This window comes from Nitrosomonas aestuarii, from assembly GCF_003046585.1.
GTDB classification, from domain to species: Bacteria; Pseudomonadota; Gammaproteobacteria; order Burkholderiales; family Nitrosomonadaceae; genus Nitrosomonas; species Nitrosomonas aestuarii.
Map to the genome: position 1 here is coordinate 188,697 of NZ_QAAE01000001.1, position 16,168 is coordinate 204,864.

Here is a 16,168-nt window from a genome sequence, read left to right on the forward strand (position 1 = left end):
AATTTTTCTCATCAAAATGATTTTATCAAGGAATGTTAATGAACAGTATCTGGTTTAAAGATTATACAGTTGAATATTTGGAAGGTTTACGCAATGCCAATATGGGTGAGCATATCGGTATTCATTTTGTTGAAACAGGCCCTGATTTTCTCAAAGCGCGTATGCCGGTCGATAAACGCACGACACAGCCATTTGGCATCATGCATGGTGGCGCAAGCTGCGTAATGTCTGAAACACTCGGTAGTGTTGCTGGTTGGATGACCATTGATCCCGATAAATACCGCGCTGTTGGCCTGGAACTAAACATCAATCATATTCGTGCCGTGACCAAAGGGCATGTCATCGGCACGTGTTCGCCGTTGCATACCGGGCGCCGCACCCAAGTCTGGCAAACCGATATCATTGAAGAAACCACAGGCAAGCGTGTTGCCATTTCCCGGCTGACGCTTGCAATTATCGAACAGGGCACGTTGAGTGCACAGAAAGAGCATGTGGTGGTGGATAGAAAGGACTAACAGGATGCTTGCGCTTGTAATTTCTGCGTTAAAATTCACCCGAAAATTAAGTGACCTGAAGCTCAGGAGCGGCCTTAATAACAGTCCTATTCGAATGTTGACGTGTGTTGTGTTGCACAGGATTGTTTTGTAACTACTATTTATTGTGCTTTTCTATCAGCTGTAGTTTTTGTGCCTGTTGTTGCAAAGCCCACATACGAGCATAGGTTTTATTGGCCGCTAGTAGCTCTGTATGTTTGCCTTGTTCAATAATGCGGCCATTTTCCATTACCAGAATCTGGTCTGCATCAGCGATTGTAGAGAGGCGGTGGGCGATGGTCAGAGTAGTGCGGTTTTGGGCGATGCGCTTGAGTTCGGTCTGTATTTGTTTTTCGGAGTTGGAGTCCAGTGCTGAGGTGGCTTCATCGAAAATCAGGATAGCCGGATTTTTCAGGATGGAGCGCGCGATAGCGACGCGTTGTTTTTCACCACCGGAAAGTTTCAGGCCGCGTTCGCCAACGACAGTTTCGTATTTTTTCGGTAGACTTTCAATGAAATCGTGAATTTGCGCCGATCTTGCTGCAGCATAAACTTCTTCGTGTGTGGCATCTGGACGGCCATAGGCGATGTTGTAATAAATGCTGTCGTTGAACAATACGGTGTCCTGCGGCACAATGCCCATGGATGCGCGCAGGCTTTGCTGTGTGACATCGCGAATATCCTGATTATTTATGCGAATGGCTCCTGATTGAATATCGTAAAAGCGAAACAGCAGACGCGCCAGTGTTGACTTTCCGGAACCGCTTTGACCGACAACCGCAATGGTATGTCCTGCGGGAATGTCAAAGCTGATATCAAACAATATCTGGCGATTGGTATCATAGCCAAAATCAACATGATCAAAGCGTATGGTCGGTTTTTGAGTGTTCAGTGTCCCAGCTTCCGGTTCATCCTTAATTTCCTGGTTTTCATCTAACAGAGAAAACATGCGTTCCATGTCAGCGAGCGAATGCTTGATTTCGCGATAGACAAAACCCAGGAAATGCAACGGCATATATAATTGCAGTAAATAAGCATTCACCAGTACCAGATCGCCGATAGTCATGGCGCCTTGGATGACTTGATCGGCTGCCAGAAACATCAGCGATGTAATACCAATTGCGACAATTACACTTTGTCCGGAGTTGAGTGCGGCGAGAGAGGTCTGGTTGCGTATTGCAGCTTTTTCCCAGGACTGCAGGTGTTCATCATAGCGTCTGGCTTCCCATGCTTCATTGCCGAAATATTTCACCGTTTCGTAATTGAGCAAACTGTCGATGGCCTGAGTGTTCGCTTTTGAATCCATGATATTCATGGTGCGGCGAAATATCATGCGCCATTCGGTGATTACCAATGTCAGAGTAATATAGGCCAGCAGCGTAATAAAAATAATTACGGCAAACCAGATATCGTACTGATTGATCAGTATCGCCATTACCAGTCCAATTTCAAGTAATGTCGGTAAAATATTGAACAACATAAAATTCATCAGAAACGAAATTCCGCGTGTGCCGCGCTCGATGTCTCTGGATACACCGCCCGTTTGTCGCTCCAGATGAAAACGCAATGACAATGCGTGTAGATGTGTGAAAACTTTGTTGGCAATGCGCCGAATGGCACGTTGTGTCACTTTGGCAAACACGGCATCGCGTAACTCACCGAATAAAGTGCTGCATAGGCGTAATATGCCGTAGCTGATCAATAAAAAAACTGGAATCATCAGCATGGCTTGTGGTTGATTCAACGCGTCGACGATTTCCTTCAACACCAGTGGTACCGCAACGTTGGCTAGCTTTGCGAGTACCAGCAAGCTAAGTGCAAGCATAACTCGAGCCTTGAATTCCCATAAATAGGGTAGCAGCGAGGCGATAGTTTTTAGACTGCTTTGAGAAGTTGAAATTTTTTCAGAGTGAGTGATTGACATTGAGTTGTTAAATAAGCAGCAAATTCACCAACACTAATCAGAGATTACCAGTTTGTGTTCGGGCTTACATTAACCACAAATAACCGATTGAACAACTGATCAATGACGCCAATCCCATCAAACACCAGATCAGCATGCCTTTTCCTGGACGGTATTCTGCGGGAATTGATTTGTCAAACATTGCCAGAGTATTCAGTATGGCGAGAACCGGCGCGGCGACAAATGCGATAACGGTGGCAACTTTGACCATTTCTCCCATTGAAGGAGTAAAGAAGAACAGCAGAGAAAGTGTGCCTGTAATGGTAATTAACAACCATGAGATATAAGTACGATTATTCTTGTTATGCTGAAATTTCTGCGGTGATATGCGTTCGAGTGAAATGCTGATGGTTCTGGGAAAAGCATCCAATAAAGTTAATGTGGTACTGAACATGGTGGTGAGTGCAGCAATCGCAACGATCGGATAGGCCCAGTCACCAAGAGCTTGTCGATACATGTCGAGAAGTTGCTCGGCAAATGCTGCGCCACCAGTTTTAAACTCTACGCCACTGCCATGCATGACCATTGCGCCGATTGCCAAAAAACACATTGCCAGAAAGGCGGTTCCAATAAAGCCTACGCGGAAGTCGAAAAGTGTCTCTTGCATACTGGTTACTCTGCCTTCATTATCATTTTTACTTTCCGACCAGATCGAGTGCCATACCGAAATTTCAACTGGTGCGGGCATCCACCCTAGAAATGCGGCCAGGAATAACAACTGTGCAGTATCAGTGATGTCAAAATGAAGAGCTCCGGATGAATAGTGATTCGAATTATCAAGTGTCAAGGCAATTACAGCAAATATAGTTGTGGCTGATAATATCAGGACGATCACTTTGATCAATTTGTCTAGAAGCATATAGCGTCCGCTTACCAATAACGTAAAACAGATGATCAGTATCAGGCTGCTGATAATGGCATCGATAACTTGCGGATCATGACCACCCAGTTCTTCAAGTCCAAAGATATGTGTGAATAACCCGGCAGTGACTACGGTTACGGCGGCCTGAATAATGAACATTGTAGATAGGGTCATCAGCAGATAAATCCAGACTGCCCATTCGCCAAGTTTCTGGTAACCATGCAAGATATTATTCCCGGTTGCTGCAGTATAACGTGGTCCAAATTCAAAGAAGGGATATTTAATTACATGGATAACGAGAATGGCGATTATTAAATCAAATCCAAACATGCCACCGGCGCGGGTGGATTGCACTAGGTGAGAAACACCGATTGCTGCGCCAGCATAAAGTAACCCCGGTCCTAGTTTTGAAAGGAAACCATTAAAAAGTTTTGTTGGGATTGTCATTGTTATCGTTTAGTTTTGGTTTGGAATGTATTTAGAAATAAACGTTGCTGATCAATATCAAGAAGTAATGGTGTAATAAGTGTGTCTATCATTGAAAATGTCGCAGTAAATGGTAAGGTATCATTTATTGTAGGTGTTATTTTGTGCAATTAACTGAAATCATATTCCGAATTAAATATTAGCTATGGAAATTACTTGTTACCGGGACAATGAGAAAAGTCGAGAATCACGCGAATTACTTGCGGATACATATAATTTGGCTATCACTTTGCTAGCGCGTAGCGACAATAAACACTTGTTTGTTCCCATTCGCAGTATGCAGTATATGGCGATTGTGGATGCAGATGAATTTGTTTTTATCGATGGTGAGCGGAAATGTTGGATTGATATTGCGTGGCAAAACTTCCAGCGAAAAAAAAGAACTACGCTTGTTCAGCCCATTACATATGATGCCGTTTACTATCGCGAAAGCTTGTCAGAGATCATGACACGATTACAAAGGGAATTCCCGTTAGCCTTGCGAGCATTGATAAAAAAAACACCTTTAAAAGGTTCAGCGCATATATTGCGATTCCCAGGTTCCACTGATTAAGACACGCATTGTTCGGGGAATGAGTTGGCTTAATGGATATTTTCTAACCAGTTTTGTATATGCAAACATCAGCTATGAAGGTGCGGGATTTAAAAGCAGCAGTCTGCCGGAGAGCAAAACAGCAATATAAAAGGGAAGAGCTGAAAGAGTTTTTCATATACGGAGAAAGAGGCTTGCTATTGGTGCTGTGCACAAGGGTATATAGGTAGTCGGGAGTAGAATCCGCACAAGATAAATTGTGATTTGAGGCAAAAACAAATCAATTAAAAAATTTTTTAATGTGTACAAATTGTGGGAAAAGAGTAGATATACTTGTATTTTTGGAACAATTTGTAAAAAGAGAGTTGCCAAAAAAAACTGATAAGCAATTTCTTTTAGAAATTGGCAGAGAAAGGTGTTGACCAAACCCGTAGCTCATGTATAATCTCGTTTCTTTGCTGCTGACGCGATAAATAAGCGTTACGAAAAAAGCAAATTGCTCTTTAAAAAATAACAATCGATAGGTGTGAGTACTTAACTTGAGATGAATTATTTTTCACCAGAAATGGTGATAAATAAACAAGTATATAGTAAGTACGCAAGACGAATGACAATTAATTGCTTTGGCAATAATTGTAAACACATAAAACGTCAAGCGAGATTTAACAGAATTAAACTGAAGAGTTTGATCCTGGCTCAGATTGAACGCTGGCGGCATGCTTTACACATGCAAGTCGAACGGCAGCACGGGTGCTTGCACCTGGTGGCGAGTGGCGGACGGGTGAGTAATGCATCGGAACGTGTCCAGAAGTGGGGGATAACGCATCGAAAGATGTGCTAATACCGCATATTCTCTACGGAGGAAAGCAGGGGATCGAAAGACCTTGTGCTTTTGGAGCGGCCGATGCCTGATTAGCTAGTTGGTGGGGTAAAGGCCTACCAAGGCAACGATCAGTAGTTGGTCTGAGAGGACGACCAGCCACACTGGGACTGAGACACGGCCCAGACTCCTACGGGAGGCAGCAGTGGGGAATTTTGGACAATGGGCGAAAGCCTGATCCAGCAATGCCGCGTGAGTGAAGAAGGCCTTCGGGTTGTAAAGCTCTTTCAGTCGAGAAGAAAAGGTTGTGACTAATAATCACAACTTATGACGGTACCGACAGAAGAAGCACCGGCTAACTACGTGCCAGCAGCCGCGGTAATACGTAGGGTGCAAGCGTTAATCGGAATTACTGGGCGTAAAGGGTGCGCAGGCGGCTTTGTAAGTCAGATGTGAAATCCCCGGGCTTAACCTGGGAATTGCGTTTGAAACTACAAAGCTAGAGTGTAGCAGAGGGGGGTGGAATTCCATGTGTAGCAGTGAAATGCGTAGAGATATGGAAGAACATCGATGGCGAAGGCAGCCCCCTGGGTTAACACTGACGCTCATGCACGAAAGCGTGGGGAGCAAACAGGATTAGATACCCTGGTAGTCCACGCCCTAAACGATGTCAACTAGTTGTTGGGCCTTACTAGGCTTGGTAACGTAGCTAACGCGTGAAGTTGACCGCCTGGGGAGTACGGTCGCAAGATTAAAACTCAAAGGAATTGACGGGGACCCGCACAAGCGGTGGATTATGTGGATTAATTCGATGCAACGCGAAAAACCTTACCTACCCTTGACATGTAGCGAATATTTTAGAGATAAAATAGTGCCTTCGGGAACGCTAACACAGGTGCTGCATGGCTGTCGTCAGCTCGTGTCGTGAGATGTTGGGTTAAGTCCCGCAACGAGCGCAACCCTTGTCATTAATTGCCATCATTTAGTTGGGCACTTTAATGAGACTGCCGGTGACAAACCGGAGGAAGGTGGGGATGACGTCAAGTCCTCATGGCCCTTATGGGTAGGGCTTCACACGTAATACAATGGCGCGTACAGAGGGTTGCCAACCCGCGAGGGGGAGCTAATCTCAGAAAGCGCGTCGTAGTCCGGATCGGAGTCTGCAACTCGACTCCGTGAAGTCGGAATCGCTAGTAATCGCGGATCAGCATGTCGCGGTGAATACGTTCCCGGGTCTTGTACACACCGCCCGTCACACCATGGGAGTGGGTTTCACCAGAAGCAGATAGTCTAACCGTAAGGAGGGCGTTTGCCACGGTGAGATTCATGACTGGGGTGAAGTCGTAACAAGGTAGCCGTAGGGGAACCTGCGGCTGGATCACCTCCTTTCTAGAGTAATCCAAGCTTAAGTACTCACAACCTATCGATTGTTTTTATTAGACAGAGCTAAGAACCAATAATCATACTCTGACTTATGTCTTGATTAAAGATGGCGCTTAGACTCATAATAAGGGTCTGTAGCTCAGTTGGTTAGAGCACACGCTTGATAAGCGTGGGGTCGGTGGTTCAAGTCCACCCAGACCCACCAACAACATGGGGGTGTAGCTCAGCTGGGAGAGCACCTGCTTTGCAAGCAGGGGGTCATCGGTTCGATCCCGTTCACCTCCACCAAATTTTAACGAAGTTATAGTTAAACTGGGGTTGTGAGCTGTGTAAGATAAGTCAAGGTAGCTGCTGTCTAAAACAAAAGTTTTTTTTATTTGTTCTTTAAAAATTTGGAAAGTATTAATTATTTAGTTTGAAAATGAGCTGATGTTATTTATAAGCCATTTGTATGGATGTAAATACTCGGTAAGTTTAAGAATTGAATAAGGGTTAGATTGTATCAACATTGCAAATTATGATTCAAAGTTATATGCAATACCTATACTAAGTAGCTTAATAATAGTATGTATTTTGTGCTAATAGTGAAAGCTTTAAAATTATAGGATCAAGTGAATAAGTGCATGTGGTGGATGCCTTGGCGATTACAGGCGATGAAGGACGTGGAAGCCTGCGAAAAGCTTCGGGGAGCTGGCAAACGAGCTATGATCCGGAGATGTCCGAATGGGGAAACCTGACCCTTGCTTAATCAGTTTTGAATAAAGAATTGATTAAGCAAGGGTCAACCTTAACTGAATATATAGGTTAAGTGTGGCGAACCTGGTGAACTGAAACATCTAAGTAACCAGAGGAAAAGAAATCAACCGAGATTCCCAAAGTAGTGGCGAGCGAAATGGGAGGAGCCATCAATATTTAGCATTCAAATTAATCGAATTTTCTGGAAAGTTAAACCATAGTAGGTGATAGTCCTGTAGATGAAAATTTGAATGTGGAACTAGGATTGAGATAAGTAGGGCGGGACACGAGAAATCCTGTCTGAATATGGGGGGACCATCCTCCAAGGCTAAATACTCGTAATCGACCGATAGTGAACTAGTACCGTGAGGGAAAGGTGAAAAGAACCCCGGGAGGGGAGTGAAATAGATCCTGAAACCGCATGCATACAAACAGTGGGAGCTTGATATTTATATCGAGTGACTGCGTACCTTTTGTATAATGGGTCAGCGACTTACATTCAGTAGCAAGCTTAACCGAATAGGGGAGGCGCAGCGAAAGCGAGTCTTAATAGGGCGTTTAGTTGCTGGGTGTAGACCCGAAACCAGATGATCTACTCATGGCCAGGATGAAGCGAGGGTAACACCTCGTGGAGGTCCGAACCCACTAATGTTGAAAAATTAGGGGATGAGCTGTGGGTAGGGGTGAAAGGCTAAACAAATCTGGAAATAGCTGGTTCTCTCCGAAAACTATTTAGGTAGTGCCTCACGTATCACCTTTGGGGGTAGAGCACTGTTATGGCTAGGGGGTCATTGAGACTTACCAAACCATTGCAAACTCCGAATACCAAAGAGTGTAAGCGTGGGAGACAGACATCGGGTGCTAACGTCCGGTGTCAAAAGGGAAACAACCCAGACCCTCAGCTAAGGTCCCCAAGACACAGTTAAGTGGGAAACGAAGTGGGAAGGCATAGACAGTCAGGAGGTTGGCTTAGAAGCAGCCACCCTTTAAAGAAAGCGTAATAGCTCACTGATCGAGTCGTCCTGCGCGGAAGATGTAACGGGGCTCAAACTGTGCACCGAAGCTAGGGATTTACATTTTTAATGTAAGTGGTAGGAGAGCGTTCCGTAAGCCTGAGAAGGTTACCTGTAAAGGTGGCTGGAGGTATCGGAAGTGCGAATGCTGACATGAGTAGCGATAAAGGGAGTGAAAAGCTCCCTCGCCGAAAACCCAAGGTTTCCTGTGCAACGTTCATCGGCGCAGGGTGAGTCGGCCCCTAAGGTGAGGCAGAAATGCGTAACTGATGGGAAACTGGTTAAAATTCCAGTACCTTTATTTAATGCGATGTGGGGACGGAGAAGGTTAACTCAGCCGGGTGTTGGATGTCCCGGTTTAAGCGAGTAGACGTGCTGCTTTGGTAAATCCGGGCAGCTGAGTTGAGACGTGATGACGCAACACTCCTCGGAGTGCCAAGTGAGCGATACCATGCTTCCAGGAAAAGCCACTAAGCTTCAGTTAAATAAAGACCGTACCGTAAACCAACACAGGTGGGTGGGATGAGAATTCTAAGGCGCTTGAGAGAACTCAGGAGAAGGAACTCGGCAAAATAGCACCGTAACTTCGGGAGAAGGTGTGCCCCTGGTACGTGTAGCACCTCGCGTGTGAAGCGGAATGGGGTTGCAATAAAATGGTGGCTGCGACTGTTTATTAAAAACATAGCACTCTGCAAACACGAAAGTGGACGTATAGAGTGTGACGCCTGCCCGGTGCCGGAAGGTTAAATGATGGGGTGCAAGCTCTTGATTGAAGCCCCGGTAAACGGCGGCCGTAACTATAACGGTCCTAAGGTAGCGAAATTCCTTGTCGGGTAAGTTCCGACCTGCACGAATGGCGTAACGATGGCCACACTGTCTCCTCCTGGGACTCAGCGAAGTTGAAATGTTTGTGAAGATGCAATCTACCCGCGGCTAGACGGAAAGACCCCGTGCACCTTTACTGTAGCTTTACATTGGACTTTGATAACATTTGTGTAGGATAGGTGGGAGGCTTTGAAGTGGGTTCGCTAGAACTCATGGAGCCAACCTTGAAATACCACCCTGATGTTGTTGGGGTTCTAACCTAGATCCATTATCTGGATTGGGGACCGTGTATGGTAGGCAGTTTGACTGGGGCGGTCTCCTCCCAAATTGTAACGGAGGAGTACGAAGGTACGCTAGGTACGGTCGGAAATCGTGCTGATAGTGCAATGGCAAAAGCGTGCTTGACTGCGAGACTGACAAGTCGAGCAGATGCGAAAGCAGGTCATAGTGATCCGGTGGTTCTGTATGGAAGGGCCATCGCTCAACGGATAAAAGGTACGCCGGGGATAACAGGCTGATTCCTCCCAAGAGTTCATATCGACGGGGGAGTTTGGCACCTCGATGTCGGCTCATCACATCCTGGGGCTGTAGCCGGTCCCAAGGGTATGGCTGTTCGCCATTTAAAGTGGTACGTGAGCTGGGTTTAAAACGTCGTGAGACAGTTTGGTCCCTATCTGCCGTGGGCGTTGGAAGTTTGAGTGGACCTGCTCCTAGTACGAGAGGACCGGAGTGGACGCACCTCTGGTGTACCGGTTATGACGCCAGTCGTATTGCCGGGTAGCTAAGTGCGGAAGAGATAACCGCTGAAAGCATCTAAGCGGGAAACTCACCTCAAGATAAGACTTCCCGAGGATTTAATCCTCCTAAAGGTTCGTCGAAGACTACGACGTTGATAGGTCGGGTGTGGAAGCATAGTAATATGTTAAGCTAACCGATACTAATTGACCGTGAGGCTTGATCCTATAATTTTAGAACTTTTGCTATACTGAACAAAAGTTGCAAAAATACAATCTAACAAATACTTTCCAGAATATTCATACGTTTAATTAACGAACTTAATTTTACGTATTACAAGTTTTGCTTGGCGGCCATAGCACTTTGGACCCACATCTTCCCATCCCGAACAGAATGGTGAAACGAAGTAGCGCCGATGATAGTGTGTATACGCATGTGAAAGTAGGTTACCGCCAGGCATACCAAATAAAAAACCCCCTCAGTATTAAACTGAGGGGGTTTTTTATTGCACGCTATAATAGGCATCATACAAAGTCGCTCGGTAATTAGACCGACAGTTTCCCTTGGTAATCACACTAGTACAAGTAAAGCTATGATTTCATCTGTCTGCTGTCGCGTTTTATTGAACGCAGCACAACTCTTTCAAGTGATTACACCATAACAGCTTTCGCTCTCGTATCGCCGGAACAGTGATGGATTCAGTACCTCGTTCATTGAAGGTTTACTAATTAATAATATAATAAATAAGGATTCTAATGCACATTTCCTGAAATAAGAAGTGTTGGGTATGTGGTACTTGATTGTTGAGTTTAAATTCATAAAAGGACGAATGCGTCATTCTTACGATTACTTTTTGCATATTCCATATGTCAATTGCACAACTTGACAAGACTGAATTAAAAGAATTTGGACAACCTCAAGGTAACAAAACTGTCCTGCATGAAGAAAGACGCAGGATTTTTAGGGGCCTCTTCAAAGAATGCTTGCCCGATAAGTTCAATTTTCAAGTCTTCACCGAGTCGGCGTTCCGCTTCAACACGCAAAGTTGCTGGTCCATCCTCAATATCAGTTATAAAACCGACGAGGACAGATGAATCCTGAACGTCATTTAAAGCGAGGCGCGCACCCAGAAAAATATCTTTGTCAAAAATTGATGGAAAAATCTGTTTGTCCCGAATGTTATTAAAATTCAGTTTATCCCTGCCGTCATACAGTCCTTCGACAATGAGACCAAGATCGATGTCGCTTTCGGCAACCTGGAAGAATGTATACTCCAGCCCGGCAACCACCGCGGCAAAAGTATCACCCTGTCCTTCACGGACGATGCCTTCAAACTTCCAAAGCCAGGCATCGCGAGTAAATTGAAGATCAATACCTGCCTGGGTAATTAAAGTGTAGTGTGGTGTAAAGCTCTGGTTATCAGACGATAGAACAAAGGAAGGTTCTCGATTTATGCCGCGAAAGACATGCAACCCGAGATCAAAATCGCCAAAAAAATGTGAATAACGCAAGGCGACATCGGGATGCCACTGTTCAGTGCTATTGCCATAAACTGCATCTCCCGTTTTAACAGGAAGCGGTGTTCTAATCCGCCCATCGCGTCCGGGAAATGTTCGTTCACGAAACCCTGTCATTAAAAAGATATCAAATCGACCGAAATCTGACTGACGGCCTATCTGTACCATAGGTTGGCCAAGAAAATCTTCTTCATCGATGTCTTCTACGTAATCAATCTGATTGATAATATTAACCAGATGGCGGGATTCTGTAACTCCCCAGAATATACGCGTGGCACCAACCAGAAATTCCCAGTCGCCAGCAATTTTTCGCCAGTTTGCTTCCCGGATATCAAAATGTGTGCGTTTATCATCTGCTGCATCTACGCGTATGAAGGGGGTGAATTTTAACAATGAGTCACGGTCTGCATTGCGCCAGCGAAATTCTGGTTCCAGAAAGCTTGAGAACTGTGCACCTTCAACCTGGCCGGGCCATAATGACTCTTCAGGAAATCCACGCACCTCTAAAGCAACCTGACCGCTATAGTCGAATGATTGCGCCAACACAACAGGCAATTTGAATAGAAATAAAACAGCAAGTACCCTGATTAAGATACGCATTGATAAAAGAATCTTTTGTAATTTCTTCATGGTACTTGCTCGGGTTTTCTAACGTTGACGCGACAGCGCGCCTCTGACAAAGTCTCCGTCGCTGAGGCCTACATTGAACTCATAATCCTTGAAAAAAAGATCTGTACTTTTACCCGTTTGGTGGTTTTTCATGCGCCATACATGTGCCCGCCAGTATTTATCATCATAAAGTTTATAATCTTCAAACAGTTGGGTTTTTAACAGACTGCCTTTGCGATCGTAATATTCAAGCTTGCGCGCTTGATAATCGGTCTGGTCAACCCAACCAATTTGCCGTGTATAGCCAGAGTCTTTATAAAGTGGGCGACGTTCGACCACGTCGCAGGTCAGCTCTCCACATGCTTCCTCACGCAACCAGGTATATTCATATTTTTCAAGCTCCTGGCCGGTAATATCTTCAAATGCAAATTCTGAGCCGACAAATGGTCCGGATTTGTTTTTTGATGAGATGCGCTTCACGCGTTTGAGTGCTGGCAAATAGAGCCATTGATCATCCGGATCCAATATTTTGGCATACGAAAGAAGAGCTGTTCCCTCAATGTCTGCGGGTGAGAAAAAAACAATAAGGTTTTTATCACCGACAGACTCATCTGGAAGTTCCAGGGTTGATTGCTCAAGTACACGTCGAGATTCTGCACCCGAAGCGTTTTTTAGCACCATTTCAAGTTCTACCCGACTGTTATTAAAACCTCGATCTGAGCGGTCATTGCGCGCAGCAACATCATATCCCTTTTGATCAAGATCTTCTGCAGCAACAGGCATATTAGCGAAGCTTGCCAGCACAAGAACGCCTGCTAAAATTACATAATTAAATGTATTAAATTGTTTGAGTCTTTTTAGTATTAACATAAGGAACTCCTTTTGTTTTAGGTTGAGCGCGTAGCATGAGCAGCGCCGGTAACAACAACAGATCCACAATCAAGGCGATAATAATGGCAAGTGCCGTCAACGTTCCCATATCACCCGTAATCTTGAATGAAGAATACATGAGAACACTAAAGCCAAACGCTAGAATCAGCGCATTGGCCACAACCGCAGCCCCGACAGTATCAAAGGTGTAGCGAATCGCATCCTCAATGGAGAGTGCCAACTCTTCACGAGCACGCTGGTATTTCGTAAGGATATGCACCGTGTTGTCGACGATAATGCCGAGTGAAGTCGCTGATACTGTCGCTGCAGCCATACCAACTTCTCCTACTAACAGCGCCCATACGCCAAACGTCATAATGAGTGGTGCAATATTAGGAATCAAGCTAAGAAGCCCGAAGCTGAAGCTTCTCAACGTGATTATCATAATCATGGAAATCAAAAGGACAGCGACGATGTTGCCACCGATCATGTCCTGTATATTGCGCTCGGAGATAAAGGAAAAAAGATAGGTTGCGCCAGTGCCATATACTTCGTTCCCGGGTGAGCGTGCTTCCCACCAGGCATCAATATCTTTCAGGAATTGCCGCGTTTCTCCTGTGGTAATTTCATCGAGCGTGACTGAAACTCGAGTTGACGATTTATCAATGTCGATGCGGTCATTGAGGTCTAGCCCGTAAGGTAATGACAATTCATAAAGAAGCAGATATTGTGCAGCGAGTTCGCGCTCGTCGGGAATATGATAATAGGCCGGGTCGTCGGCATTCATGTTTTTGCTCAGCCGCTTGATGATGTCTGTATACGAGTATACATGGCGTACTTTTGAATATTCCCGCAGCCAGTTTGCAAAGTCATCAAGATCGTTCAGATATTGAGGCTCACTGATGGCGCCAGGCTCTCCGGCAGGTACCGAATATTCCAGAATATAAAGTCCTGTCAGATGATTGATGGCAAATTTCGCGTCACCACGAAATTCTACTCTATCGTCAAAGTATTCAACCCATTGATCGTTCAGATCAATTGTTGGTATAGCGGCAGCCAGCCCAATAAAAAGGAGACCGACAAAAACCAGCGTAGCACGTGCTCGGGCAATAACGAACTCGGCGAGTTTATTAATTGCTTCCTGAAGCGGTCCTCGAGATTTATCTGCATAGGTTTGTACATTAAATGGCAAAAGTGCTAACAAAGCCGGTAGAAACGTCAGCGAATAAAACCAGGCGGCAGCAATGCCGACTGCGGAAATATTCCCTAAGGCGTTGAAAGGTGGCGCATCAGAAAAATTGAGTGCTAGAAAGCCAATGATTGTTGTTAAACTGGTAATTGAAACCGCCAGGAAATTGACGCGAATACTTTCTTTGATGGCCGCAATTTTGTCATCCCCTACACGCATACGCTGTACCATCGTAATCAGTATATGAATAGAGTCAACAATTGCGAGTGTTAGGATTACGACCGGCGCACTGCCCGAGAATGGCGAAATAGTGATGCCTGCCCAGCCTGCAAATCCCATGGCGGCCAGTGTAGCCAATGTAATAACAAGTACCGTTGCAACAACACCGGAGAGATTTCGTATGATGAGCCATGTGATAACAATCAGCACCAAAAACATTGGCCCATAGAGTGTCTTTGCATCATTGATTGTGGCCTCAAAAAAAGCATTATTGAGTGCCGATATACCCGTAAGCGCAATCTTCAGGTCTGGAAAATTTTGTTCGAATTCAGCAACGAGTGCGCGCGCGAAATTAATGGCTTCCGGTAGCTCATCCAGGCTCTCTCCCGGATACTGCAGTGTGACGTTGATGCCTGATGCGCCACGATCAAGCGCCACAAGATTGCCGGCAAGTAATGGTTCGTTAAGTGCGATATCAACGCGCTTGGCTATTTCTGCCTGTGAAAGATTTGATGCCTCTTCAATCAGGTCTTCAACAATCAAATCGTCATCTATCGCATAGGTATGCTGAAAGTTGGTGATTGAATCGACCCGTATCGCGAACGGAATGGTCCAGGCGCGGGCTGTAAACTCTTCAATAGCCTGAGCAACAAAGGGTTGATCAATCGTTCCTGATTTGGGTTTAAAAACAAAAAGAAAATTATCATTTTTTGTATAAGTTTCCTCAAACTTTTCAAATGTGAGCAGATCAGGGTTTTTATCACTAAAAAAGACGCGATAATTATGTGAAGTCAGAATGTGCGTCAATCCTGCGGCAAAAATCAAAAAGACAATAATTGCGAAAAAAATTGTCTTCAGGCGATTTTTAATGACGAATTCTGCCCATTGAAGTGCAAAACGATCAGTTTTGTTTACTTGTTTGGTTTCGTTTTTAATTGCAGTCACTGCAGTCTCCATTTAAGAACAGATGATCTTTTAAAGTCTAAATTTTTTTAAAATCGCGTAACAAACCTAGTTAATGCATGTTTGAAATTGATAAGTATTGACTAAAATCCTGGGTTTATCTATATCAATACGTGCATTGAATATATCACACATTTAAGATCAATCGATCTTAAATGTAAAAATTTTTTTAATCCAGTTGCTCAAGCGTAGCAAGTATAACTTGTTCTATTGTAGCAATTGAAATCCCAGCCCGAGATAGCACGGATAAACCATGAATTGTTGTTGCCATTGAAGTGGCTATCCTCTTGACAGGAAGGTCATTACGGACCTTTCCCGCTGCAACAGCATGCGTGAGCGCTCTGCTCAGTGCATTTTCCAGTTTCTTAAAGTTGCCCAATACCAGGTTATTGAGTTCCTCGTCTGTTCCTGAAAACTCAACGGCTGTATTGACCAGCATACAGCCTTTACGCAATCGACCGTCTTTATTCATTTGTAGAATGATTTCGAAAACGTGTTCAATTTCAGCGCGTCCGGCATTGTCATGATCAAGAACGCCAAACATCTCATCAGCTATTTTGAGACAATATTTTCTAACAGCAGCCTTGAAAAGTCCCTCTTTGTCGCCAAAGGCCGAGTACAAACCCGCATGGGCAACACCCGTGCACTTAACCAGGTCACGCACTGAAGTCTCGACATAGCCCTTTTCCCAGAATAAATGCATCGCTTTGTCCAGAGTTTCATTAACATCAAATTCACGTGTTCTCGTCACAACGGACTCCTATCATATCCTTGCTTACGTCAGATAGGCTACTATAAATTTGTGTGAATGAAAATACGCTGTTTGTGATACTTGTTAAAAAAACTGTAAAAGCAAGTGGTTGTCATGTATTTATTCTTTTAATACTTCACCGTTGTAGCTTAAAACCAAGCGA

8 protein-coding genes, 2 tRNA genes and 3 rRNA genes are annotated in these 16,168 nt (G+C 44.7%); 7 read left to right on the forward strand and 6 right to left on the reverse strand.

Annotation, left to right across the window (positions count from 1 at the left end; translation table 11 throughout):
• The first annotated feature begins 38 nt into the window (after nt 1-38).
• Nucleotides 39-515: a hotdog fold thioesterase gene (locus tag C8R11_RS00925; protein ID WP_107794055.1), complete on the forward strand. Its 477-nt coding sequence runs from the start codon at nt 39-41 to the stop codon at nt 513-515.
• Nucleotides 516-651: 136 nt separating this feature from the next.
• Here the strand turns inward: C8R11_RS00925 and C8R11_RS00930 are convergent, their stop codons facing one another.
• Nucleotides 652-2,457, reverse strand: a complete 1,806-nt coding sequence (locus C8R11_RS00930; RefSeq protein ID WP_107794056.1) for an ABCB family ABC transporter ATP-binding protein/permease — start codon at nt 2,455-2,457, stop codon at nt 652-654.
• A gap of 64 nt (nt 2,458-2,521) precedes the next feature.
• Nucleotides 2,522-3,805 carry an NRAMP family divalent metal transporter gene (locus C8R11_RS00935; RefSeq protein WP_107794057.1) on the reverse strand — a complete coding sequence of 428 codons (1,284 nt, stop codon included), beginning with the start codon at nt 3,803-3,805 and terminating at the stop codon, nt 2,522-2,524.
• Nucleotides 3,806-3,989: 184 nt separating this feature from the next.
• Here C8R11_RS00935 and C8R11_RS00940 point away from each other — a divergent pair, with 184 nt between their 5' ends.
• The 6 genes from C8R11_RS00940 to rrf all read left to right on the forward strand — a co-directional run bounded on the left by C8R11_RS00940 (nt 3,990) and on the right by rrf (nt 10,345).
• On the forward strand, nt 3,990-4,397 hold the full coding sequence (locus C8R11_RS00940) for a hypothetical protein (protein WP_107794058.1): 408 nt from the start codon (nt 3,990-3,992) through the stop codon (nt 4,395-4,397).
• Nucleotides 4,398-5,049: 652 nt separating this feature from the next.
• Nucleotides 5,050-6,585 (forward strand): 16S ribosomal RNA (locus tag C8R11_RS00945).
• Between the two features lie 122 nt (nt 6,586-6,707).
• A tRNA-Ile gene (locus tag C8R11_RS00950) sits at nt 6,708-6,784 on the forward strand.
• Nucleotides 6,785-6,791: 7 nt separating this feature from the next.
• Nucleotides 6,792-6,867, forward strand: a tRNA-Ala gene (locus C8R11_RS00955).
• A 317-nt stretch (nt 6,868-7,184) separates the two neighbouring features.
• Nucleotides 7,185-10,114, forward strand: a 23S ribosomal RNA gene (locus C8R11_RS00960).
• A gap of 118 nt (nt 10,115-10,232) precedes the next feature.
• A 5S ribosomal RNA gene (gene rrf / locus C8R11_RS00965) occupies nt 10,233-10,345 on the forward strand.
• Together the 16S, 23S and 5S rRNA genes with 2 tRNA genes alongside form the textbook arrangement of a ribosomal RNA operon.
• A gap of 438 nt (nt 10,346-10,783) precedes the next feature.
• Here the strand turns inward: rrf and C8R11_RS00970 are convergent.
• From C8R11_RS00970 to C8R11_RS00985, 4 genes are all read right to left on the reverse strand, one after another.
• A complete protein-coding gene (locus C8R11_RS00970) occupies nt 10,784-12,034 on the reverse strand; it encodes a hypothetical protein (protein ID WP_107794059.1) in 1,251 nt (416 codons plus the stop codon).
• An 18-nt stretch (nt 12,035-12,052) separates the two neighbouring features.
• Nucleotides 12,053-12,883, reverse strand: coding sequence for an outer membrane lipoprotein-sorting protein (locus C8R11_RS00975; RefSeq protein WP_107794060.1), 831 nt, complete (start codon nt 12,881-12,883; stop codon nt 12,053-12,055).
• Entirely contained in the window at nt 12,852-15,236 is a 2,385-nt protein-coding gene (locus C8R11_RS00980; RefSeq protein WP_219908513.1) for an efflux RND transporter permease subunit, read from the reverse strand. The genes C8R11_RS00975 and C8R11_RS00980 overlap by 32 nt, the downstream gene beginning before the upstream one ends.
• A gap of 187 nt (nt 15,237-15,423) precedes the next feature.
• A complete protein-coding gene (locus C8R11_RS00985; RefSeq protein WP_107794062.1) occupies nt 15,424-16,005 on the reverse strand; it encodes a TetR/AcrR family transcriptional regulator in 582 nt (193 codons plus the stop codon).
• Between the last annotated feature and the right edge of the window lie 163 nt (nt 16,006-16,168).

Excerpts from the sequence above, each read along its gene's own strand:
- C8R11_RS00940 (WP_107794058.1), top strand. The coding sequence starts at position 3,990 with ATGGAAATTACTTGTTACCGGGACAATGAGAAAAGTCGAGAATCACGC.
- C8R11_RS00970 (WP_107794059.1), bottom strand. The coding sequence starts at position 12,034 with ATGAAGAAATTACAAAAGATTCTTTTATCAATGCGTATCTTAATCAGG.
- C8R11_RS00935 (WP_107794057.1), bottom strand. The coding sequence starts at position 3,805 with ATGACAATCCCAACAAAACTTTTTAATGGTTTCCTTTCAAAACTAGGA.
- C8R11_RS00925 (WP_107794055.1), top strand. The coding sequence starts at position 39 with ATGAACAGTATCTGGTTTAAAGATTATACAGTTGAATATTTGGAAGGT.
- C8R11_RS00975 (WP_107794060.1), bottom strand. The coding sequence starts at position 12,883 with ATGTTAATACTAAAAAGACTCAAACAATTTAATACATTTAATTATGTA.
- C8R11_RS00930 (WP_107794056.1), bottom strand. The coding sequence starts at position 2,457 with ATGTCAATCACTCACTCTGAAAAAATTTCAACTTCTCAAAGCAGTCTA.